Annotated in this window: 20 protein-coding genes and 1 pseudogene; 10 read left to right on the top strand and 11 right to left on the bottom strand. The window is 60.6% G+C overall.

What is annotated here, in order from left to right; translation table 11 throughout:
* Window positions 1–108 precede the first annotated feature (108 nt).
* The 3 genes from BW33_RS23240 to BW33_RS23230 all read right to left on the bottom strand — a co-directional run bounded on the left by BW33_RS23240 (window position 109) and on the right by BW33_RS23230 (window position 3416).
* The gene (locus BW33_RS23240; protein ID WP_047601427.1) at window positions 109–1053 is read right to left on the bottom strand and encodes an ornithine cyclodeaminase family protein; all 945 of its coding nucleotides are present in this window, start codon (window positions 1051–1053) and stop codon (window positions 109–111) included.
* A gap of 137 nt (window positions 1054–1190) precedes the next feature.
* The gene (gene rhlB / locus BW33_RS23235) at window positions 1191–2663 is read right to left on the bottom strand and encodes an ATP-dependent RNA helicase RhlB (protein WP_047601426.1); all 1473 of its coding nucleotides are present in this window, start codon (window positions 2661–2663) and stop codon (window positions 1191–1193) included.
* Between the two features lie 96 nt (window positions 2664–2759).
* A complete protein-coding gene (locus BW33_RS23230) occupies window positions 2760–3416 on the bottom strand; it encodes an alpha/beta hydrolase (RefSeq protein WP_047601424.1) in 657 nt (218 codons plus the stop codon).
* Between the two features lie 468 nt (window positions 3417–3884).
* Between BW33_RS23230 and BW33_RS23225 the strand changes: the two genes are divergently transcribed.
* From BW33_RS23225 to BW33_RS23210, 4 genes are all read left to right on the top strand, one after another.
* Window positions 3885–4916: an amino acid ABC transporter substrate-binding protein gene (locus tag BW33_RS23225; protein WP_047601422.1), complete on the top strand. Its 1032-nt coding sequence runs from the start codon at window positions 3885–3887 to the stop codon at window positions 4914–4916.
* Between the two features lie 66 nt (window positions 4917–4982).
* Window positions 4983–6164: an amino acid ABC transporter permease gene (locus BW33_RS23220; RefSeq protein WP_047601421.1), complete on the top strand. Its 1182-nt coding sequence runs from the start codon at window positions 4983–4985 to the stop codon at window positions 6162–6164.
* 10 nt (window positions 6165–6174) lie between these two features.
* Complete coding sequence (locus BW33_RS23215) at window positions 6175–7272, top strand: amino acid ABC transporter permease (RefSeq protein WP_047601419.1); 1098 nt, start codon at window positions 6175–6177, stop codon at window positions 7270–7272.
* Window positions 7273–7285: 13 nt separating this feature from the next.
* Window positions 7286–8050 (top strand): amino acid ABC transporter ATP-binding protein, encoded by a 765-nt coding sequence (locus BW33_RS23210; RefSeq protein WP_003221897.1) that lies wholly within the window; start codon window positions 7286–7288, stop codon window positions 8048–8050.
* 69 nt (window positions 8051–8119) lie between these two features.
* Here the strand turns inward: BW33_RS23210 and BW33_RS23205 are convergent, their stop codons facing one another.
* Complete coding sequence (locus tag BW33_RS23205; protein ID WP_047601418.1) at window positions 8120–9745, bottom strand: S8 family peptidase; 1626 nt, start codon at window positions 9743–9745, stop codon at window positions 8120–8122.
* Window positions 9746–10007: 262 nt separating this feature from the next.
* Between BW33_RS23205 and BW33_RS23200 the strand changes: the two genes are divergently transcribed.
* The 5 genes from BW33_RS23200 (at window position 10008) to BW33_RS23180 (ending at window position 13969) form a co-directional block, all read left to right on the top strand.
* Window positions 10008–10667, top strand: coding sequence for a FadR/GntR family transcriptional regulator (locus BW33_RS23200; RefSeq protein WP_047601498.1), 660 nt, complete (start codon window positions 10008–10010; stop codon window positions 10665–10667).
* Window positions 10657–11943, top strand: coding sequence for a CynX/NimT family MFS transporter (locus BW33_RS23195; RefSeq protein WP_047601417.1), 1287 nt, complete (start codon window positions 10657–10659; stop codon window positions 11941–11943). Before BW33_RS23200 ends, BW33_RS23195 begins: the two co-directional genes overlap by 11 nt.
* A gap of 193 nt (window positions 11944–12136) precedes the next feature.
* A complete protein-coding gene (locus tag BW33_RS23190) occupies window positions 12137–12607 on the top strand; it encodes a nuclear transport factor 2 family protein (protein ID WP_047601415.1) in 471 nt (156 codons plus the stop codon).
* A 39-nt stretch (window positions 12608–12646) separates the two neighbouring features.
* Window positions 12647–12949 (top strand): GIY-YIG nuclease family protein, encoded by a 303-nt coding sequence (locus tag BW33_RS23185; RefSeq protein ID WP_041064772.1) that lies wholly within the window; start codon window positions 12647–12649, stop codon window positions 12947–12949.
* Window positions 12950–13033: 84 nt separating this feature from the next.
* Complete coding sequence (locus tag BW33_RS23180) at window positions 13034–13969, top strand: glutathione S-transferase family protein (RefSeq protein WP_047601411.1); 936 nt, start codon at window positions 13034–13036, stop codon at window positions 13967–13969.
* 149 nt (window positions 13970–14118) lie between these two features.
* Here the strand turns inward: BW33_RS23180 and BW33_RS23175 are convergent.
* Window positions 14119–14468, bottom strand: a pseudogene (locus BW33_RS23175) (glutaredoxin family protein).
* Window positions 14468–15472 carry a nucleoid-associated protein YejK gene (yejK, locus tag BW33_RS23170; protein WP_027610948.1) on the bottom strand — a complete coding sequence of 335 codons (1005 nt, stop codon included), beginning with the start codon at window positions 15470–15472 and terminating at the stop codon, window positions 14468–14470. Before yejK ends, BW33_RS23175 begins: the two are co-directional and overlap by 1 nt.
* Window positions 15473–16029: 557 nt before the next feature.
* Here yejK and BW33_RS23165 point away from each other — a divergent pair.
* Complete coding sequence (locus tag BW33_RS23165; protein ID WP_003221909.1) at window positions 16030–16311, top strand: HU family DNA-binding protein; 282 nt, start codon at window positions 16030–16032, stop codon at window positions 16309–16311.
* Window positions 16312–16518: 207 nt separating this feature from the next.
* Here the strand turns inward: BW33_RS23165 and rlmF are convergent, their stop codons facing one another.
* The 5 genes from rlmF to BW33_RS23140 all read right to left on the bottom strand — a co-directional run bounded on the left by rlmF (window position 16519) and on the right by BW33_RS23140 (window position 23109).
* Window positions 16519–17538 (bottom strand): 23S rRNA (adenine(1618)-N(6))-methyltransferase RlmF, encoded by a 1020-nt coding sequence (gene rlmF, locus BW33_RS23160; RefSeq protein WP_047601409.1) that lies wholly within the window; start codon window positions 17536–17538, stop codon window positions 16519–16521.
* A 156-nt stretch (window positions 17539–17694) separates the two neighbouring features.
* Window positions 17695–20541 carry a valine--tRNA ligase gene (locus BW33_RS23155; RefSeq protein ID WP_007965170.1) on the bottom strand — a complete coding sequence of 949 codons (2847 nt, stop codon included), beginning with the start codon at window positions 20539–20541 and terminating at the stop codon, window positions 17695–17697.
* Between the two features lie 193 nt (window positions 20542–20734).
* Complete coding sequence (locus BW33_RS23150) at window positions 20735–21121, bottom strand: hypothetical protein (RefSeq protein ID WP_047601408.1); 387 nt, start codon at window positions 21119–21121, stop codon at window positions 20735–20737.
* Window positions 21122–21129: 8 nt separating this feature from the next.
* Window positions 21130–21558, bottom strand: a complete 429-nt coding sequence (locus tag BW33_RS23145; protein ID WP_047601406.1) for a DNA polymerase III subunit chi — start codon at window positions 21556–21558, stop codon at window positions 21130–21132.
* A 60-nt stretch (window positions 21559–21618) separates the two neighbouring features.
* Window positions 21619–23109 (bottom strand): leucyl aminopeptidase, encoded by a 1491-nt coding sequence (locus tag BW33_RS23140; protein WP_047601405.1) that lies wholly within the window; start codon window positions 23107–23109, stop codon window positions 21619–21621.
* Window positions 23110–23241 lie beyond the last annotated feature (132 nt).

The raw sequence follows: 23241 nt of genomic DNA, 5'->3' as shown, positions 1-23241 counted from the left end.
GTAGGAGCTGACGAGTGAAACGAGGCTGCGATCTTTTGATTTTCAAAAGACAAGATCAAAAGATCGCAGCCTCGTTTCACTCGTCAGCTCCTACAGGGGATCGAGGTGTCAGTGCTTGAGGTGATAAACCGCATTCGCCAGGGCAATGTCTTCCAGGCCCAGACCGATTGAGCGGAAAAATACGTGACGGTCGTAATCGGGGCGCGGCAGTTTCTCGCTGAGCAGGTCGGCGAGGTCACCAACGATCAAATCCTTGCTCCAGCCATGCTGTTCGGTCGCGATCAACATCTCACCCGCCGAACCCGGCGTGGTCAGACGATAGTCACAGAACACCTGCATGTCGCCCAGAGTCTGTGGCGGTACTTCATGGGCGCGTGGCGCGTTGGTGCTGATTGAGGTGATCAGTGCCGGTTTGCTCAGAGTGGCCGGGTCGATCACCGGGCCGGCGGACGAGGTGCAGAGCATGATCACGTCAGCCTCGACGAGGGCGGCTTCGCGGCTGTCGGCAATGTTCACCCCGGGGTAGATCTCTCTCAGCAGCGCCCCGGTTTCAGCGTCTTCAGACAGGCTCGGTGAATACACGCTGATGCTCTGCCAGTCGCGCAGACCTTTCACGTAATGCAGATGCGCCTGGGCAACCTTGCCGCTGCCGATGATCGCCAGTCGTGTGGCATTCAGCGGGGCGAGGGCATCGACCGCAACGGCGGTGGTCGCAGCGGTACGCGCGGTGGTGAGCTCGCCGGCATCGCACAGCAGCAGCGGCTGGCCGGTTTTCATCGACATCAATAGTGTCCACGCTGTCACCAGTGCACCTTGCTCGCGCACGATATACGGCGAGGTTTTCACGCCGTACACACCGTCCTCGGCCAGCACCCCCAGATAATTGATGAAATCGCCGGCGCCCTGCGGAAACTCCACCAGCTGCTGCGCCGGTTGCACGGCGTGGCCGGCGGCGAGGTCGCGAAACAGTTTGCGCAGGATTTGCGGCACGTCGATGCGCGCCAGCAGCTCGCGGGCCTGGATGTGGTCGATCACGTAGGGTGTACTGGACATGTCAGGCTCCACGGGCTGGATATAAACTAATTTGTCTATTATGGACTTTTAGTTGTCTATCGCAAGCACCTGTTGAAAACGCCGGGCAAAAAAAAGCGCAGTCCGTTGCCGGCTGCGCTTTTGGCGTGACGGGTTGCTTACTGCGGCTGCGGACGCTTGCGTTCCACTGCGCGCAGCAGGTGCGTCGGCGGTGTCTCACAGCTGATCTTGCGACCGAGCTTCTCTTCGATCGACGGCAACTGATAGGAGTCGTCCTCGCCGGCGAAGCTGATCGATACACCGTCAGCGCCCGCGCGACCGGTACGGCCGATGCGGTGCACGTAGTCGTCCGGGACTTCCGGCAGGGTGAAGTTGATCACATGGCTGATACCGTCGATGTGGATGCCGCGACCGGCGACATCGGTGGCCACCAGCACGCGGATCTTGCCTTCGCGGAAGCCTTCAAGGGTCTTGATGCGCTTGTGCTGCGGCACGTCGCCGGACAGTTGCGCGGCGTTGATGCCGTCACGCACCAGGCGCTCTTCGATGCGGCGCACTTCGTCCTTGCGGTTGGCGAAGACGATCACGCGTTCCCAGCCATTGTCGTTGACCAGGTTGAACAGCAGTTTGTATTTATCCGCAGCAGCCACCGCATAGATGTGCTGCTCGACGTTTTCGTTGGCCACGTTGGTGATTTCGATTTCGACGATTGCCGGATCGGTGGTCCATTGCTTGGCCAGGTTCATCACGTCTTCGGTGAAGGTCGCGGAGAACAGCAGGGTCTGACGCTCGGACTTCGGCGGAGTCTGGCGAATGATCTGCCGCACTTGCGGGATGAAGCCCATGTCGAGCATGCGGTCGGCTTCGTCCAGCACCATCACTTCGACCATGTCCAGGTGCACGTCGCCGCGCTGGTTGAAGTCGAGCAGACGGCCCGGAGTGGCGACGAGGATGTCGCAGTGGCGCGCTTCGAGGTGTTTGAGCTGCTTGTCGAAGTCCATGCCGCCAACGAACGTCATCACGTTGAGGCCGGTGTACTTGGTCAGGTCAGCGGCGTCCTTGGCGATCTGCACCACCAGCTCGCGGGTCGGAGCGATGATCAGCGCACGGGGTTCGCCCATGTAGCGTTCTTTCGGCGGCGGAGTCTGCAGCAGCTGAGTGATGATCGAGATCAGGAACGCGGCGGTCTTGCCGGTACCGGTCTGCGCACGGCCGATGGCGTCTTTGCCGGCGAGGGTGAAGCCCAGCACCTGCGCCTGGATCGGCGTGCAATATGGGAAGCCCAGGTCCTGGATGGCGTGCATCAGTTCTGGAGCGAGTTTGAAATCGTGAAAGCGGGTTTTGCCTTCCTGGGGTTCGACGACGAAATCTTCGAGCTTCCAGGGAATGACCGGTGCCTTGGGTTTCGGTTCGCGGCGCGGCCGGGGTGGTTTCGGCGCTTCGGCGCGGACCGGTTCGGCGGCGATAGCCGGTTGCGACTCGGGCACGGGTGTCGCTACCGGAGCCGGACGTTCAGCCTTGGGCGCATCGCTGCGAGGGCCGGGGGCGTGCGACGGCGCACTGGGGACTGGCGCGAGCTGCTCAGCCTCGCTTTTACCGAACATTTTCTTGAGTGCTTTGAGCACGGTCATCTCATCAATTGGTTAAGGAATGTACGCCGGCCAGTGTAATGCAAGAAACGGGCGCGGCGTAGTGGGATGATCAAAGGGGCGTTCGCGCTGAAACGATCAACGCAGGCGTTCGTCCAGCCAGACGCCGATGTCACGAATTTCTTCGGGTAACACTTCGTGCTCCATTGGGTATTCCTGCCATGTCACGGTGACACCATGCTTCACCAAATGCTCATAGGCACTGCGCCCCATCGAGTTCTGCACCACGCCGTCGAACTGGCCGTGCAGGCACAGCGCGGGAATACGCTGCTGGCTGGCTGAAAGCTCCATCTCGTCAGTGAAGGTCGGGGCATAGGTGGACAGGGCAAGTACGCCACCCAACGGACCTTGCCACTTTATATAAGCGGTGTGCAGAACGACGGCGCCCCCCTGGGAAAACCCGGCGAGAAAGATCCGCGAAGCGTCTATTCCGCTGGCGCGCTCCGTTTCAATCAATTCAATGATGCGATTCGCCGACACTTCCAACTGCTCACGGTCAATCGACCGCGCCGGGCTCATGGCCTTTATGTCGTACCAGCTCGGCATCGCGTAACCGCCGTTGATGGTGACGGGCAGGGTCGGCGCTTGCGGCAATACGAAGCGCGTACTCAGCAGGCTTTCCTGCAGCGCTTCAGCCACTGGCAGGAAGTCATAGCGATCCGCGCCGAGGCCGTGCAGCCAGATCACGCAGGCGTCTGCGGGCTTTACGGGTTGAAGAATCAGGGGCTCGGTCATGGCTGCTCCAAAAATGTGCGGGCGCTCTCAATAAGTGCGTGATTGAGGTGCGCGTCCGGTCGATCCGTTAAGAAGATGTCGCAAGGCTACAAGTTTTGCTATTGACCTGTCGCGCAACCGCTTCAGCAAGCGGTGTGGTACGGGCTTTGCTATGGAGGATTCTGTACGAAGCGTCCTACGCCTTGCGGTAACACTATCAGTGTACGTCTTGCGACGGGATTGCAAAGAATCCGGTGATGGATGTTCGCCAATGGCCGCTACGGGCAAAGCGAACGTGAAAGGGCTACAGCCCGTTCGGCCGATTGGTGAGAAGTGAGTTGTCCATGATGTGGATTTTCTCCTACTAGACTCATAGCGAAGGTCTTACGTCGGTTGACCCCAAAAAAAGCCAACACGGGTCAACAACGCCTCAAAAGGGTGCGACAGGACTCAAGCTCCGACACAACAAGAGCAAAACTGGAGGTTTGAATGAAGATGTTGAAATCCACTCTGGCGGTCGTGACTGCAGCAGCAGTACTCGGCGTCAGCGGGTTCGCTCAGGCGGGTGCAACCCTGGATGCCGTGCAGAAGAAAGGTTTCGTGCAGTGTGGCGTGAGCGACGGTCTGCCGGGCTTCTCGGTACCGGACGCAACCGGCAAGATCCTCGGGATCGACGCTGACGTCTGCCGCGCTGTGGCCGCTGCCGTGTTCGGCGACGCGACCAAGGTCAAATTCAGTCAGCTGAACGCCAAGGAGCGCTTCACCGCGCTGCAATCGGGCGAGATCGACATCCTGTCGCGCAACACCACCATGACCAGCTCCCGTGACGCGGGCATGGGCCTGAAATTCCCGGGCTTCATTACCTACTACGACGGCATCGGCTTCCTGGTGAACAACAAGCTGGGCGTGAAGAGTGCCAAAGAGCTGGACGGTGCAACCATCTGCATCCAGGCCGGTACCACCACCGAGCTGAACGTTTCCGACTACTTCCGCGGCAACGGTCTGAAATACACTCCGATCACTTTCGACACCTCCGATGAAAGCGCCAAGTCGCTGGAATCCGGTCGTTGCGACGTACTGACCTCCGACAAGTCCCAGCTGTTTGCCCAGCGTTCCAAGCTGGCATCGCCGAAGGACTACGTGGTTCTGCCGGAGACCATTTCCAAAGAACCGCTGGGCCCGGTCGTGCGTAATGGCGACGACGAGTGGCTGGCCATCGTGCGCTGGGTTGGCTACGCGCTGCTCAACGCTGAAGAAGCCGGTATCACTTCGAAGAACGTCGAAGCCGAAGCCAAGTCGACCAAGAACCCGGACGTCGCCCGTATGCTCGGCGCTGACGGCGAGTACGGCAAAGACCTGAAACTGCCGAAGGACTGGGTTGTGCAGATCGTCAAACAAGTCGGCAACTACGGCGAAATCTTCGAGAAAAACCTCGGCAAGAGCACCCCGCTGGAAATCGACCGCGGCTTGAACGCCCTGTGGAACAACGGCGGCATTCAGTACGCACCACCAGTGCGCTAATGGTTCTATCGCCCGGCGGGCCAACCGCCGGGTGATGTTCTTGTTCCATTTTTTCCGGGGCACTTCATGCAAAATTCAATCGGCGCACCAAAGCAGAGGCTCAGCCTCAGCGATCCGCGAGTGCGTGCGTGGCTGTTTCAGATCATCACCGTCGTGGCGGTGGTCGCCATGGGCTGGTATCTGTTCGACAACACCCAGACCAACCTGCAGCACCGGGGCATCACCTCCGGTTTCGACTTTCTGGAGCGCAGTGCCGGGTTCGGCATCGCTCAACACCTGATCTCTTACACCGAAGCGGACAGTTACGCTCGGGTGTTCGTGATCGGCCTGCTCAACACCCTGTTGGTGACCATCATCGGCGTGATCCTGGCGACTCTGCTGGGCTTCATCATCGGTGTGGCGCGGCTGTCGCCGAACTGGATCATCAGCAAACTGGCGACCGTGTATGTGGAAGTGTTCCGCAACATTCCGCCGCTGCTGCAGATCCTGTTCTGGTACTTCGCGGTGTTCCTGACCATGCCGGGACCGCGCAACAGCCACAACTTCGGCGACACCTTTTTCGTCAGCAGCCGTGGCCTGAACATGCCGGCCGCGCTGGCGGCTGATGGTTTCTGGGCGTTCGTGATCAGCATCGTGGTGGCGATCGTCGGCATCGTGCTGATGACTCGCTGGGCCAACAAGCGCTTTGAAGAAACCGGCGTACCGTTCCACAAGTTCTGGACCGGGCTGGCGATTCTGCTGGTGATCCCGACCTTGTGCGCACTGATCTTCGGCGCGCCTCTGCACTGGGAGATGCCCGAACTCAAAGGTTTCAACTTCGTCGGCGGCTGGGTGTTGATCCCGGAACTGCTCGCGTTGACCCTGGCGTTGACCGTGTACACCGCAGCGTTCATCGCGGAAATCGTCCGCTCGGGGATCAAGTCGGTCAGCCATGGCCAGACCGAAGCGGCGCGTTCGCTCGGCCTGCGCAACGGCCCGACCCTGCGCAAGGTGATCATTCCGCAAGCCCTGCGGGTGATCATTCCGCCACTGACCAGCCAATACCTGAACCTGGCGAAGAACTCGTCGCTGGCCGCCGGTATCGGTTATCCGGAAATGGTTTCGCTGTTCGCCGGCACCGTGCTCAACCAGACCGGTCAGGCGATCGAAGTCATTGCCATCACCATGAGCGTGTACCTGGCGATCAGTATCAGCATTTCCCTGCTGATGAACTGGTACAACAAGCGCATTGCGCTGATCGAGCGGTGAGGAAACGCGCATGACAACCCATACTTTCAAACCCGACATGCCACCGCCGGCCAAGGTTTTCGGCCCGATGGCATGGATACGCGCGAACATGTTCTCCAGCTGGCTCAACACCCTGCTGACCCTGTTTGCATTCTATCTGATCTACCTGGTGATACCACCGATCCTCAGCTGGGCGATTCTTGATGCCAACTGGGTCGGCACCACCCGCGGCGACTGCACCAAGGACGGCGCCTGCTGGGTGTTCATTCAGCAGCGTTTCGGCCAGTTCATGTACGGCTATTATCCGACCGGCCTGCGCTGGCGCGTCGACCTGACCGTGTGGCTGGCGGTGATCGGCGTGGCGCCACTGTTCATCTCGCGCTTCCCGCGTAAAGCGGTGTACGGCCTGAGCTTCCTGGTGGTCTACCCGATCGTCGCCTGGTGCCTGCTGCACGGTGGCGTGTTCGGCCTCGACGCCGTGGCGACCAGCCAGTGGGGCGGTCTGATGCTGACCCTGGTCATCGCCACCGTGGGTATCGCCGGCGCCTTGCCGCTGGGGATCATTCTGGCGCTGGGCCGTCGCTCGAACATGCCGGCGATTCGTGTTGTCTGCGTGACCTTCATCGAGTTCTGGCGCGGCGTGCCGTTGATCACGGTGCTGTTCATGTCCTCGGTGATGCTGCCGCTGTTCCTGCCCGAAGGCATGAACTTCGACAAACTGCTGCGGGCGCTGATCGGGGTGATCCTGTTCCAGTCGGCCTACGTCGCCGAAGTGGTGCGCGGCGGTCTGCAAGCGATCCCCAAAGGTCAGTACGAAGCGGCTGCGGCGATGGGCCTCGGTTACTGGCGTGCGATGGGCCTGGTGATTCTGCCGCAAGCCCTGAAGCTGGTGATTCCGGGCATCGTCAACACCTTCATTGCGCTGTTCAAGGACACTAGCCTGGTGATCATCATCGGCCTGTTCGACCTGCTCAACAGCGTCAAGCAAGCCGCTGCCGACCCGAAATGGCTGGGCATGGCCACCGAAGGCTACGTGTTCGCCGCCCTGGTGTTCTGGATTTTCTGTTTTGGTATGTCGCGCTATTCCATGCATCTGGAACGCAAGCTCGACACTGGCCACAAGCGTTAGGAGTTCTCTGTAAATGAGCGAAGCAATCAAAAAGCCTGTCGGCCCTGAAGGCATTATTCAGATGCAGGGTGTGAACAAGTGGTACGGCCAGTTCCACGTGCTGAAAGACATCAACCTCAACGTCAAGCAAGGCGAGCGTATCGTCCTGTGTGGCCCGTCGGGTTCCGGCAAATCGACCACCATCCGCTGCCTCAACCGTCTGGAAGAACACCAGCAGGGCCGCATCGTTGTCGACGGCGTGGAGCTGACCAACGATCTCAAGCAGATCGAAGCGATCCGCCGCGAAGTCGGCATGGTGTTCCAGCACTTCAACCTGTTCCCGCACCTGACCATCCTGCAGAACTGCACGCTGGCGCCGATGTGGGTACGCAAGATGCCCAAGCGCAAGGCCGAGGAAATCGCCATGCATTATCTGGAGCGCGTACGCATTCCGGAGCAGGCGCATAAATTCCCGGGGCAACTGTCCGGCGGTCAGCAACAGCGCGTGGCGATTGCTCGCGCGCTGTGCATGAAACCGAAAATCATGCTGTTCGACGAACCGACCTCGGCGCTCGACCCGGAGATGGTGAAAGAGGTGCTGGACACCATGATTGGCCTCGCCGAAGACGGCATGACCATGCTCTGCGTGACCCATGAAATGGGCTTCGCCCGCACCGTGGCCAACCGCGTGATCTTCATGGACAAGGGCGAAATCGTCGAACAGGCGGCGCCGAACGACTTCTTCGACAACCCGCAAAATGACCGCACCAAGTTGTTCCTGAGCCAGATCCTGCATTGATTGCCTGAGAAGCTCGCCTGACAAAAAGCCCTGCCGGTATGCCGACAGGGCTTTTTTCATGGGGGCGAATCAGCCCGCATTTGTTTTGAGTTCAAGTGCCAGGTGCACGGCAGGCAGCGCGTTGAGTCGGCCGTGCCCGTAGTAGTGACTGTGGCCGTTTTCGTCGTACTGGCCGCGCGGCCCGTCATCGGGGTGGCCGATCTTGTCGCAGCAATCGGCAAGTATCTGGCGTACCGCAGAGCGATCAAGCTCGGGATTGACGCCGAGCACCAGCGCAGCGATGCCCGCGGCGCCGGGGCAGGCGCTGGAGGTACCGCTGAAGGTGTCGGTGTAGGCCGGCAATGTGGCGGCGGCAAACTTTGCGCTCAAATCAGTGGTGCGGATCCCCCGGGTCTGCGGGATCGAGGTTGCAGGCTTGAACTTCGGGTCGGGGTGTTGCTGATCTCCGCTGGGAAAGCAGCACCAGAGTGACTTGCCATAATCACTGTAGGCACTGCGCCGGTTCTGATCGTTGCAGGCACCTACCGCAATGACATGGGGGTGGCTGGAATAGCCATCGTTATCGGCGCACTCGTTACCGTTTCCCGCGCCAAAGAAGATCACACAGCCTTTGCCATTGCGGCCCTTGGTGGCGGCGTATTCGATTGCCAGCCGTGTGCTGGCGGCCAGAGGAAACACTTGCGTGTGACGCGGGTCCGCCGGGTCGGCCCAATGCCCTTCAGCCGGCCCCCAGCTGCAGGAAATGACGTCGGCTCCCTGGTCGGCAGCCCAGAAAAAGGCGTCGGCCTCCGCGCGGGCTCCCAAGGGTTTGGTGAGTTTCAACGGCATCAGGCTGGCTTTGGGGGCGACACCGCTGGCGCCGTCCCCTCCATTGGCGCAAGCCACCCCGGCAGCGGCTGTACCGTGGCGTTCCAGGGCGTTCAGTGGGCGCGGGCCCCCTTTGGCGTTACGTCGGTCAAAGTTCTTTGCACCGACAACTTTGCCTTCTCCGGAAAATTCGGGATGGTCAATGTCAAACGCGTCATCGATGACTGCGATGACGATGCCTTCGCCCTGCGCGAGTTCATGTGCGGCTTCGACGTTGGCGCTGGCATCGATTTCAACCTGATAGGTCACGGTGGTTTTCTTCAGGTGCCACTGATTGGCATGGATCGCTCGGCGTTGACCCTGGCGCAGCAGCTCCGGGTGGCAGTACTCGATCTCGTCGCGTTCCAGCCATTTACTCGTGAGGGTGCAGATATCGATGCCATGGGTGGCGGGGTGATGGACAAAAAAGGCATTTTTTGCATACGGCACTTGTTGCTTGATCATCAGGCCCAGCTCTTCAAGCATGACCATGCACTCAGTGGCTTTCAGTGAGTCGATGAACTTCAAAAAGATATTTTCGGTATAGAGCACCGGCTCCTGAGTGACGGGGTCCACCAGCACGCTGCCCGCGAAGCGCACGTCGGGCAATTCGCGTAACAGCGCCTTGCGTTGCGATGCGTCCGAGTGCCCAGGCAGTTTGAAAATCTGCACATCAGCGTCCTCGACATGCAACAACAGCTCGCAACCTTCCAGCGCTGCGTGAGCAGATTCGCAGCAAAGCGTTTGGGCCAACTGCGTTCCAGCTTGGCTGCGGACTGCGAGCAATTGGCGATTTTTCTGCAGAACAAAAGGGCGGTCGTGCTGCTTGCCGAAATTGACTTCTACCATGAGCGGTGCATCTTCCTTTGGATAATGACGGGGCAAAACGCCCCTGGATCAATGTCCAAAGTCTGCAGTCCAGCGTCTGCAAGTGATGTCGGCAGTATTCCTGCGGACTGTGGGAAATCACTTCGCCTGTCAGCGGTTTTTACAACTCGACGAGTAGGATTGATGTCCCGGTTGTTCCTTCCTGCGTGGGGTTGTGTGCGACACCGCAGCTGACTAAGATGTCAGGAAATTCATCCTATGATTGGATGAAAAGGCGAATTTCATGACAGACATCTCACCTTTGATCAAGCGATCCCTGGTCGATCAGGCCCTGGATCAGTTGCGCCAGCGCATCAGCGATGGCGTGTGGCAGGTCGGCGAACGGCTGCCGACCGAGCCTGAGTTGTGCGCCGAACTGGGCATCAGCCGCAACACCGTGCGCGAAGCCATGCGCGTGCTGGCGTTTTCCGGGTTGATCGAAATCCGTCAGGGCGACGGCAGTTATCTGCGCGCAGTAGTCGATCCGATGGACACGCTCAAGGCGTTGTCCCGTTGCTCGCTGGAGCAGGCGCGCGAGACCCGGCACATCCTCGAAGTTGAGGCGATTGGCCTGGCCGCGTTGCGCCGCACCGATGAAGACCTGCTCGCGCTGCGCGAAGCACTCGGCACCAGCGGCAGCCACTACCACGGCGATCTCGACACTTACATTGCCTGCGATCTGGTGTTTCACCGCCGTCTGGTGGACGCCGCGCATAACCCGACCCTCAGCGAGTTGTATCGCTATTTCTCCAGCATCGTCGGCGCGCAATTGCGCCAGACGCTGAACATCGTCCCGCGCCGTCAGGAAGTGTTCGACCTGCACATCGAGTTGCTCGATGCCGTCGAACAACGCGACCCGGAACGGGCCAAAGCCATATCGAGGCAGTTGATCAATGAACCTTGAAAGCGAGAAAAACCTCTCAACCCCCAAGCGCACTGCAGAACTCGAAGAGCTGCTGATCGACGCCGAGGCCGACGACGAGCAAGTGCAGCAAAGCCATCCGCTGGTGCGCCGGCCGTGGCTGTTGCTGCTGGGGCTGATTCTGGTCGCACTGAACCTGCGCCCGGCGCTGTCGAGCATGGCGCCGCTGCTCAGTGAAGTGTCGAAAAGCCTTGGCCTGTCTGCCGCTCAGGCCGGTCTGCTGACCACGCTGCCGGTGTTGTGCCTCGGTTTGTTCGCGCCGCTGGCGCCGATTCTGGCGCGGCGTTTCGGCGCCGAACGGGTGGTGCTCGGCATTCTGCTGACCCTGGCCGGCGGGATCATTGTGCGCAGCAATTTCGGTGAGATCGGCCTGTTCGCCGGCAGCGTCCTCGGTGGCGCGAGCATCGGCATCATCGGCGTGCTGCTGCCGGGTATTGTCAAACGCGACTTCGCCAGACACGCCGGAACCATGACCGGCGTCTACACCATGGCGCTGTGCCTGGGCGCGGCAATGGCAGCGGGTTCGACCGTGCCGTTGAGCGAGCACTTCGACCACAGCTGGGCGCTGGGGCTGGGCTTCTGGGTAATCCCGGCGCTGGTGGCGGCGCTGTTCTGGCTGCCGCAGGTCGGGCAGAAACACGGCGCGCACAACGTCGCCTATCGGGTGAAAGGTCTGCTGCGCGATCCGCTGGCCTGGCAAGTGACCTTGTACATGGGCCTGCAATCGTCGCTGGCGTACATCGTGTTCGGCTGGTTGCCGTCGATTCTGATCGGTCGTGGGCTGACCCCGACTCAGGCCGGTCTGGTGCTGTCCGGTTCGGTGATCATCCAGCTCGCCAGCTCCCTCGCGGCGCCGTGGCTGGCGACCCGCGGCAAGGATCAGCGTCTGGCAATCGTGGTGGTGATGGCGCTGACCCTCGGTGGTCTGTTCGGTTGCCTGTATGCGCCGATTGAAGGGCTGTGGGGCTGGGCGATTCTGCTGGGTCTGGGGCAGGGCGGTACGTTCAGTCTGGCGTTGACCTTGATCGTGCTGCGCTCGCGGGATTCGCATGTGGCGGCCAACCTGTCGAGCATGTCCCAGGGCTTCGGTTACACCCTGGCGTCGATGGGACCGTTCGCGGTCGGCGTGGTGCATGACTGGACCGGCGGCTGGAATGCCGTGGGCTGGATCTTCGGCATCATTGGCACCGGTGCGATCATTGCCGGGCTGGGTGCGGGTCGAGCGCTGTACGTGCAAGTGCAGAGCGAAAAGATCTGACACCTGTAGGCGCTGCGGCACGCTGCGATCTTTTGATCTTTAAGACTTTCAAGATCAACATCAAAAGATCGCAGCGTGCCGCAGCTCCTACGGGATTTGTGTACTTCGGGTATTCGGTGCACGAATGCCGATAGTGTTTCTTCGATTTGCAGCTTATCGTGCTGGCATTCTGTCCATTTCCCGGAGTTTGCCCATGAGCGAAGCCCACGCCGCGTTGATCACCCGCTTTTACCAGGCCTTTCAGCGCCTTGACGCCGAGGCCATGGCCGCGTGCTACACCGACGATGTGGTGTTCAGCGATCAGGCCTTCGGCGAGTTGCGCGGGCGCGATGCCGGAGACATGTGGCGCATGCTCACCACTCGGGCCAAGGACTTCTCCCTGACCTTCGACAATGTCCGCGCCGACGAGCGCAGCGGCGGTGCGCACTGGGTGGCGACTTACCTGTTCAGCCAGACCGGCAACGTGGTGATCAACGATATTCAGGCGCGCTTCGTGTTCCGCGACGGCAAGATCTGCGAGCACCACGACCACTTCGACCTCTGGCGCTGGTCGCGTCAGGCCTTGGGTTTCAAAGGCCTGCTGTTGGGCTGGACGCCGCTGGTGCGCAACGCCGTCCGTGCGCAGGCGTTGAAAGGGCTGAAGGCATTTCAGGCCGGTCGCTGATAAGATCGCGGCCTGTTTCCTAAACACCTTGATCCCGAAGTGACCAGCCTTAGCGAAAAAACCGTTGATGTTGTCGAGCCAGTGAGCAAGTCCTGGTTCGTTTACCTCGTGCGCGCGGCCAACGGTTCGCTGTACTGCGGGATCAGCGACGACCCGGTGCGCCGTTTCGCCAAGCATCAGAGCGGCAAGGGCGCGCGCTTTTTCCTGTCCAGCCCGGCGATGGCGCTGGTCTACACCGAGCGTTGTCGCGACAAGAGCGACGCGTTGCGTCAGGAACGCTTGATCAAGAAGCTGCGCAAGAGCGCCAAGGAATGCCTGGTCGCGTCTTATCAATCTGACTGATCGGTTCCCATCAGGCAGATCTGTAGGCTGCCAATCAAATGCACGCTAAGCTGCCGACTCACTTTCTGTGCGGCGGAGCCGAGCATGTCCGAGTTGATTCTGCATCATTACCCGACCTCTCCATTTGCCGAAAAGGCTCGTCTGCTGTTGGGCTTCAAAGGCTTGTCGTGGCGCTCGGTGCACATTTCGCCGGTGATGCCCAAGCCGGATCTGACCGCGCTGACTGGTGGCTACCGCAAGACCCCGGTATTGCAGATCGGCGCGGACATCTATTGCGACACTTCGTTGATCGCCCGTCGTCTGGAGCAGGAAAAAGCCCTGCCGGCGTTTTTCCCGCAAGGTCAGGAAATGACCAGCGCCAGCTTCGCCGCATGGGCCGATTCGGTGGTGTTCCAGCACGCGGTCAGTCTGGTGTTCCAGCCGGAATCGGTCGCGGTGCGTTTCGGCAAGTTGCCGCCGGAAGCGATCAAGGCGTTCATTGCTGACCGTGCCGGTCTGTTCAGTGGCGGCAGCGCCACGCGGCTGGCGGCCGAGCAGGCCAAGCACCAATGGCCAACGATCATGGCGCGCCTCGAGCAGCAGTTGCAGCGCGAGCAGGGCGACTTTCTGTTCGGCGAGCCATCGATTGCCGACTTCGCCCTGGCGCATCCGCTGTGGTTCCTCAAGGCGACGCACGTCACTGCACCGCTGGTGGACGAATATCCGGCCGTGACGGCGTGGCTGGGACGCGTGTTGGGTTTTGGTCATGGTGCCGCGAGCGAAATGACTGCCGAGGAGGCGCTGGAAGTCGCGCGCAGTTCGACACCAGCGGCGCTGCCGGATGAGCAGTTTGTCGATCCGAACGGCTTCAAAGCGGGGCAGCAGGTGGCGATTGCCGCGACAGATTACGGGGTTGATCCGGTGGTGGGCGAGTTGCTGTTTGCTGGCCGCGAAGAGCTGATCCTGCGTCGCGAAGATCCGCGTGGCGGTGTGGTGCATGTGCACTTCCCGCGCTTCGGTTTCCGCATCGAAGCCAAGTAACGGTTACACACAACATCCTGTGGCGAGGGAGCTTGCTCCCGCTCGACTGCGCAGCAGTCGTAAACCTGCGAACGTGTTCTCGCCCGGAAAAGCGGGGGCTGCTTCGCAGCCCAGCGGGAGCAAGCTCCCTCGCCACAGGTGTGTGTGTGTTATTTCAGGGCGGCGAGAATTTCGTCCGGGTCAAACCCACGAATCAAAGTCCCGTTAACATCAATCAACGGAATCCCGCGCCCACCCAGTGCCTCATACGTCTTGCGCGCCTCGGCGTCCTTCTCGATGTCGAATTCCTTGAAAGGAATCCCCTTGCTGTCGAGAAAACGCTTGGTCTGCTTGCAGTAGCCGCACCAGTCGGTGGCATACAGCACGACATCGGCGTTGGCGCGAACCTGCTCAGAGACCATCTGCGACGGGTTGAACACCCGCTCGACCTTGCCCCAGTTCTGATAGACCACGACCCCAGCAGAACCAGCGCAACCTTCTTCAGCACGTTGCCCAGCATCAGTTGCGGCGCTTGAGCTGATCGGTGAGCGAGGTCGGCAGGCCCTTGATGATCAGGGTGCCAGCCTCTTCGTCGTACTCGATCTTCGAGCCCAGCAGGTGCGCTTCAAAGCTGATCGACAGACCCTCGGCGCGGCCGGTGAAACGGCGGAACTGGTTGAGGGTGCGTTTGTCTGCCGGAATCTCCGGCGACAGGCCGTAATCCTTGTTGCGAATGTGATCGTAGAAGGCTTTCGGGCGCTCTTCGTCGATCAGCTCCGACAGCTCTTCCAGGCCCATAGGCTCGCCGAGCTTGGCCTGGCTGCTGGCGTAATCGACCAGGGTCTTGGTTTTCTCGCGAGCAGAGTCTTCCGGCAGGTCTTCGCTCTCGACGAAGTCGCTGAAGGCCTTGAGCAGGGTGCGGGTCTCGCCCGGGCCGTCGACGCCTTCCTGGCAACCGATGAAGTCGCGGAAGTACTCCGAAACCTTCTTGCCGTTCTTGCCCTTGATGAACGAGATGTACTGCTTGGACTGTTTGTTGTTCTGCCACTCGGAGACGTTGATCCGCGCCGCCAGGTGCAGTTGGCCGAGGTCGAGGTGACGCGATGGGGTCACGTCCAACTCATCGGTCACCGCCACGCCTTCACTGTGGTGCAGCAGGGCGATCGCCAGATAGTCGGTCATGCCCTGCTGATAGTGGGCGAACAGCACGTGGCCGCCGACCGACAGGTTCGACTCTTCCATCAGCTTTTGCAGATGCTCCACCGCAACCTTGCTGAACGCGGCGAAGTCCTTGCCGCCCTCCATGTATTCCTTCAGCCAGCCGCTGAACGGGAACGCACCGGATTCCGGATGGAACAGGCCCCAGGCTTTGCCCTGTTTGGCGTTATAGCTCTCGTTGAGGTCGGCGAGCATGTTCTCGATGGCCGCGGACTCAGCCAGTTCGGAGTCACGGGCGTGCAGAACTGCGGGCGTGCCGTCGGGTTTTTTGTCGATCAGGTGGACGATGCAATGACGGATCGGCATGGGCTTCTCGGCTGGTGGAAGGGAGGAGGGCACGCTCCCCCGAAAAAGCGCCCAGTGTACCGCAATCTCCATTCGAGGCTCTCTGTAGAAGCTGCCGAAGGCTCGGGCCGCGATCGGACGATCTTTTGACTTTGATTTTCAAAAACAAGATCAAAAGATCGTCCGATCGCGGCCCGAGCCTTCGGCAGCTCCTACATGAATGGGGATGACTGGAAAATTGTGGCCCGTGGCAGCGTAATCAGGGGGTTGAGGGCTGAAACCGGGGCAAGCGCCCGTCCTTATGCAGTTTTTTACCGATTTAGAGCAATAAAGCTGACCAAATGGGTAGCTAGAGGCGGATATTTCCCCGTCTCTGTGCTAGTTTTGCCCGGTCTTACGCGAAGTCACTGCGTTAAGCGTGCAATCAGCATTTGTCAGGTCGAACCAAACCCTGATTTCGGCATCTATAACCCGACTCGTCGTGGTTATCGCCGAGGGTGCCAGATCCAGAAGATCGGGCTCGATGGCTGACACTGCACTCTGCAATCCATATGAATTTGATAGGGAAGGAACACTACATGGCTCTTACTAAAGACCAACTGATCGCCGACATCGCTGAAGCTATCGACGCGCCGAAAACCACCGCGCGTAACGCTCTGGACCAACTGGGCCAAATCGTTGCCGATCAGCTGGAAAACGGCGGCGAAATCACCTTGCCAGGTATCGGCAAGCTGAAAGTGACCGAGCGTCCTGCCCGCACTGGCCGTAACCCTTCGACTGGCGCTGCCATCGAAATCCCTGCCAAGAAAGTGATCAAGCTGGTTGTGGCCAAAGGCCTGACCGACGCTGTGAACAAGTAAGACGCAGCGATAAAAAAACCGTGCACCGGAGTGATCCGGGCACGGTTTTTTTGTGCCTGCGATTTGGCGAGGAGCTACGCCACTCTGTAGGAGCTGTCGAGTGAAACGAGGCTGCGATCCTTTGATCTTGTTTTTCAAGCAGGATCAAAAGATCGTCCGATCGCGGCCCGAACGTGCCGCAGCTCCTACAGGTTCGCCGCGCGGGCGTCAGCGCGTCCAGCGCTCGCGCCGCCAGATCTGCTGCTCGGACTTGGTCTGGAAGGTCCACGCCACAAAGCGGCTCTGTTTCTGCCCTTGCGACATTTCCACCACCTGGCTTTCGAGCACGCCGGCCTTTTTCAGGGCGGTTTCGATGGCGGGCAGGTTCGAGGCTTTCGACACCAGGGTGCTGAACCACAGCACCTTGTGCTGGAAGTTCGCGCTTTCGGCGATCAGTTGGGTCACGAAACGTGCTTCGCCACCTTCACACCACAGCTCGGCGGACTGGCCACCGAAGTTCAGCACCGGCAGTTTGCGTTTCGGATCGGCTTTGCCCAGTGCGCGCCATTTGCGCTCGCTGCCCTTGGTCGCCTCTTCCATCGAGGCGTGGAACGGCGGGTTGCACATGGTCAGGTCAAAGCGCTCGCCCGGCTCGAGCAAGCCGATCAGGATGTGCTTGCGGTTTTCCTGCTGGCGCAGCTGGATTACCTTGTTCAGCCCGTTGGACTGGACGATGGCTCGGGCGGCAGCCACGGCGGTCGGGTCGATTTCCGAACCGAGGAAGTGCCAGCGGTATTCGCTGTTGCCGATCAGCGGATAAACGCAGTTGGCGCCCATGCCGATGTCCAGCACGTTGACGATCGCGCCGCGCGGCACCTTGCCATCGTTCATGCTGGCCAGCAGGTCGGCAAGGAAATGCACGTAATCGGCACGGCCCGGGACCGGTGGGCACAGGTAGTCCGCCGGGATGTCCCAATGTTCGATGCCGTAGAAGGACTTGAGCAGCGCCCGGTTGAACACACGCACCGCGTCGGGGCTGGCGAAGTCGATGCTTTCCTTGCCGTACGGGTTGGTGATCACGAACTTCGCCAGTTCCGGCGTGGTCTTGATCAGCGCCGGGAAGTCGTAGCGACCCTGGTGGCGATTGCGCGGGTGCAGGCTGGCCTTTTCACGCGGCTCGACGGCTTTGGTCGGGGTCGCGGCATCAGGCTTCTTGCGCGCAGGTTTGGGTGTGCGGGGGGCGTTCATGGGTGTGATCGATTCGGGTATGGCTGAAAGTGGCGGGTATTGTCCCACATCCAGCGACTATGAACCCCATTCCCTGCGGCAGCTCCTACAGGGGATTGGTATTCTGGAATGAAAAAGGGAGGCCACTTGGCCTCCCTTTTTCATTGCGGCTTGCCCTTACAGGCTGGAAATCCGCGCGTGCTGCTCGGCCAGTTTGCCCAGGGCCTGTTCAGCCTCGGCCAGTTTGGCGCGTTCCTTCTCGATGACTTCGGCCGGGGCCTTGTCGACGAAACCGGCGTTCGACAGCTTGCCGCCCACCCGCTGGACTTCGCCCTGCAGACGCAGGATTTCCTTGTCCAGACGTGCCAGTTCGGCACCCTTGTCGATCAGGCCGGCCATCGGCACCAGCACTTCCATCTCACCCACCAGAGCGGTGGCGGACAGCGGTGCTTCTTCGCCGGCAGCGAGTACGGTGATCGATTCCAGACGCGCCAGCTTCTTCAGCAGCGCCTCGTTCTCGGTCAGACGACGCTGGTCTTCAGCGCTGACGTTCTTCAGGTAGATTGGCAGCGGTTTGCCCGGGCCGATGTTCATTTCGCCACGGATGTTACGCGTGCCAAGCATCAGGCCCTTGAGCCACTCGATGTCGTCTTCGGCCGCCGGATCGATGCGCTCCTCGTTGGCCACCGGCCAAGGTTGCAGCATGATCGTCTTGCCCTGAATGCCGGCCAGCGGCGCGATGCGCTGCCAGATTTCTTCAGTGATGAACGGCATGAACGGGTGTGCCAGACGCAGCGCCACTTCCAGCACGCGAACCAGCGTGCGACGGGTGCCGCGCTGACGCTCGACCGGAGCATTTTCGTCCCACAGCACTGGTTTGGACAGTTCCAGGTACCAGTCGCAGTACTGGTTCCAGATGAACTCGTACAGCGCTTGCGCGGCGAGGTCGAAACGGAACTGATCCAGTTGACGGGTCACTTCGGCTTCGGTGCGTTGCAGTTGCGAGATGATCCAGCGATCCGCCAGCGACAGCTCGTAGGCTTCGCCGTTCTGGCCGCAGTCTTCACCCTTGTCCAGAACATAGCGTGCGGCGTTCCAGATCTTGTTGCAGAAGTTGCGATAGCCTTCGACGCGGCCCATGTCGAACTTGATGTCGCGACCGGTGGACGCCAACGAACAGAAGGTGAAGCGCAGGGCGTCGGTGCCGTAACTGGCGATGCCGTCGGCGAACTCGTCGCGGGTCTGCTTCTCGATCTTCTTCGCCAGTTTTGGCTGCATCATGCCGGAGGTGCGCTTCTGCACCAGTGCTTCCAGCTCGATACCGTCGATGATGTCCAGCGGATCCAGGACGTTGCCCTTGGACTTGGACATCTTCTGGCCCTGGCCATCACGCACCAGACCGTGCACGTAAACGGTCTTGAACGGTACTTGCGGGGTGCCGTCCTCGTTCTTGATCAGGTGCATCGTCAGCATGATCATCCGGGCAACCCAGAAGAAAATGATGTCGAAGCCGGTGACCAGCACGTCGGTGGAGTGGAATTTCTTCAGGAATTCGGTCTTTTCCGGCCAGCCGAGGGTGGAGAACGTCCACAGACCCGAGCTGAACCAGGTGTCGAGCACGTCGTTGTCCTGTTGCAGTGCAACGTCCGGGCCGAGGTTGTGCTTGGCGCGCACTTCGGCTTCGTCGCGACCGACGTAGACCTTGCCCGACTCGTCGTACCAGGCCGGAATCCGGTGGCCCCACCACAGCTGACGGCTGATGCACCAGTCCTGGATGTCGCGCATCCACGAGAAGTACATGTTTTCGTATTGCTTGGGCACGAACTGGATACGGCCGTCTTCAACGGCAGCAATCGCCGGCTCGGCCAGAGGTTTGGTCGACACATACCACTGGTCGGTCAGCCACGGCTCGATGACGGTGCCGGAACGGTCGCCTTTCGGCACTTTCAGGTTGTGATCATCGACGCTGACCAGCAGGCCAGCGGCGTCGAACGCAGCGACGATCTGCTTGCGGGCTTCGAAACGCTCGAGACCGGCGTACTCGGCCGGGATCTTGCCGTCGATGCTGTCGTTCAGCGTGCCGTCGAGGTTGAACACCTGGGCTGCGGGCAGCACGTTGGCGTTCTTGTCGAAGATGTTCAGCAGCGGCAGGTTGTGGCGCTTGCCGACTTCGTAGTCGTTGAAATCGTGGGCCGGGGTGATTTTCACGCAGCCGGTGCCGAATTCAGGATCGCAGTAATCGTCGGCGATGATCGGGATGCGGCGGCCGACCAGTGGCAGCTCGACGAATTTGCCGATCAGGGCTTTGTAGCGCTCATCGTTCGGGTTAACCGCGACGGCGGAGTCGCCGAGCATGGTTTCCGGACGGGTGGTCGCGACGATCAGGAAATCGTTGCCTTCAGCGGTTTTCGCGCCGTCGGCCAGCGGGTACTTGAGGTTCCACAGGAAACCTTTCTCGTCGTGGTTTTCCACTTCGAGGTCGGAAATCGCCGTGTGCAGCTTGGTGTCCCAGTTGACCAGACGCTTGCCGCGGTAGATCAGGCCGTCTTCGTGCAGGCGTACGAAGGCTTCTTTAACCGCTTCCGAGAGACCGTCGTCCATGGTGAAGCGCTCGCGGCTCCAGTCCACGGACGAACCGAGGCGGCGGATCTGACGGCTGATGTTGCCGCCGGACTGATCCTTCCACTCCCAGACTTTCTCGAGGAATTTCTCGCGGCCCAGGTCGTGGCGGTTCTGGCCGGTGGCTTCCAGTTGACGCTCCACCAGCATCTGCGTGGCGATACCGGCGTGGTCGGTGCCCGGCTGCCACAGGGTGTTGCGACCCTGCATGCGGCGGAAACGGATCAGGGCGTCCATGATCGCGTTGTTGAAACCGTGACCCATGTGCAGGCTGCCGGTGACGTTCGGCGGCGGGATCATGATGGTGTAGGAATCGCCCGCGCCTTGCGGTGCGAAATAGTTCTCGGACTCCCAGGTGTTGTACCAGGAAGTTTCAATGGCGTGCGGCTGGTAGGTCTTATCCATGCGCGGCGGGACCCTATTGGCATTTATTCAGGAAAAGCCGGGAAGTATAGCGGGGCATGGGGCCGAGGGCGAGCGGGGGAGGACAGGCCGGAGAAAGCTTTCTGTAGGAGCTGCCGCAGGCTGCGATCTTTTGATGTTGCTTTTAAAAAACAAGATCAAAAGATCGCAGCCTGCGGCAGCTCCTACGGGAACGTTATTCGTACTGGCTGAGCAACCGTTCCATCCGCGCCTCGAGGCGGCGTTTGATTTCGGTTTCGATGTGCGGCGCGAAGTCGTCGATCACGTCCTGCATGATCAATTGCGCGGCGGCGCGCAGTTCGCTGTCCAGATGCAGCAGGGCGTCCGGGCCTTTGTCCACAGGTGCTACAGCAGGTGCCGGGGCCGGAACCGGTGGTGGTTCGAGGGTCGGCGGCGTGGCGTCGACGGACTCGAACAGCATCGGAATCTGTTCCTGTTCGCCATCCTCGACCGTGTCGGTCAGCAAGGGCGGTTGCAGGTTGTCATCGCCGAGCAACTGGCGGATCGATTCGAGATCGTCCAGCAGGTGTGCAGGCTTTTGCAGCGGTTTTGGAGTGTCCATCGGCGTACTCAGAGTCGCTGTAAACGGTGATCTTGCAGAGGATAGCCCTGTTCGCGGTAGAAACGGAAACTCTCCCGTGCCGCCGCGCGAATCGTCGGATCTTCCACCACCACTTCCGCCACGCGGGCGAATTTGCTGGCGAAGGCCGGTACTTTCAGGTCGAGGTTGACCAGCAAATCCTGATGCTCGCCGCAGTCCGCGCTCAGTCCCAGCACGATCAAGCCGTCTGGTTCGCTCTCGGCAGCGCCGTGCGGCACGAACGTTTCGCCCTTGAACGCCCACAGGCGTGCATCGAGATCGTCACGCTGAGCGGCATCGCTGCAATGCAGGTAGATGCGGTGACCCATGCGCCAGGCTTTCTCGGTGAGCTTGCAGGCAAAGTCCAGACGAGCCGAAGGATCGGCGCTGGGCAGGATATAGAAGTCGACTTTGGTCATTGCGGTTCCTGAGCCTTGAACGGCGTCACCGCAAAGTGACGCCGCCCAGGTTCATTGGTTTCAGGCTTTGGCGCGGTCCAGCAGGTATTGGGTCAGCAGCGGAACCGGACGGCCGGTGGCGCCCTTGTCCTTGCCGCCGCTGGTCCACGCGGTGCCCGCGATGTCCAGGTGCGCCCAGTTGAGGTTCTTGGTGAAGCGCGACAGGAAGCACGCGGCAGTGATGGTGCCGGCCTTCGGCCCGCCAATGTTGGCGATGTCGGCGAACGGGCTGTCCAGTTGTTCCTGGTATTCGTCGAACAGCGGCAGTTGCCAGGCGCGGTCGTCAGCGGCTTTACCGGCGCTGAGCAGTTGGCCGATCAGTTCGTCGTTGTTGCCCAGCAGGCCCGAAGTGTGGGCGCCCAGTGCAACCACACAGGCACCGGTCAGGGTGGCGATGTCGATCACCGCTTGCGGCTTGAAGCGCTCGGAGTAGGTCAGGGCGTCGCACAGCACCAGACGGCCTTCGGCGTCGGTGTTGAGGATTTCCACGGTCTGGCCGCTCATGGTGGTGACGATGTCGCCCGGACGTGAGGCGTTGCCGCTCGGCATGTTTTCCGCGCAAGCGAGGATGCACACCAGGTTGATCGGCAGCTTCAATTCAAGCACGGCACGCAGGGTGCCGAACACCGAGGCCGCGCCGCCCATGTCGTACTTCATTTCGTCCATGCCGGCGCCCGGCTTCAAGCTGATGCCGCCGGTGTCGAAGGTGATGCCTTTACCGACCAGCGCGTAAGGCTTCTCGGATTTCTTGCCACCGTTGTATTGCATGACAATCAGGCGCGGCGGCTGGGCGCTGCCTTGGCCGACGGCGTAGAACGAGCCCATGCCCAGGGATTTGATCTTCTTCTCGTCGAGGACTTCGACTTTCAGATCCTTGAACTCTTTGCCGAGGTTCTTTGCCTGTTCGCCGAGGAAGGTCGGGTGGCAGATGTTCGGCGGCAGGTTGCCCAGATTACGGGTGAAGGCCATGCCGTTGGCGATCGCGGTAGCGTGGGTCACGGCGCGCTGCACTTCGGCCTGAGCGGCTTTGATGGTCAGCAGGGTGATTTTCTTCAGGGCGCGCGGTTCGGCTTTCTGGCTCTTGAACTGGTCGAACGTGTATTCGCCGTCCACCAGGGTTTCGGTCAGCAGACGGGTCTTGCCGTAGCTGTCGCGGTTCTTGACGATGATTTCATCCAGGGCCAGCACGGCGTCGCTGCCGCCCAGACCTTTCAGGGTATTGAGGATGCCGGCAACGATTTTACGGAACGGACGGTCGCCCAGTTCTTCATCCTTGCCCACGCCGACCAGCAGCACGCGCTCGGCCTTGAGGTTCGGCAGGCTGTGCAGCAACAGGCTTTGACCGACCTTGCCGGCCAGATCGCCACGCTTGAGCACGGCGCTGATCGCGCCACCGCTCAGCTCGTCGACCTGTTTGGCGGCGACGCCGAGTTTGCGGCCTTCGCCGACGGCAACCACCAGGGTGGCGGTTTTCAACGTTTCTGGGCTAACGCTTTTTACAACCAGTTCCATGTCCGGATCCCTGAATGAATGGTCAACACACAGGCGTTCGACGGTGTCCGCAGTCGCCTGCTTATAGATAGAAGAGACGCAGGCCAGTGCCTGCGACAAAGGCGGCAGTTTGAACCTCGCTCCCTGCGCCTG

The organism is Pseudomonas sp. RIT288 (genome assembly GCF_000631985.1).
Classification (GTDB): Bacteria; Pseudomonadota; Gammaproteobacteria; order Pseudomonadales; family Pseudomonadaceae; genus Aquipseudomonas.
This window is presented reverse-complemented; position numbering and strand designations above follow the sequence as displayed.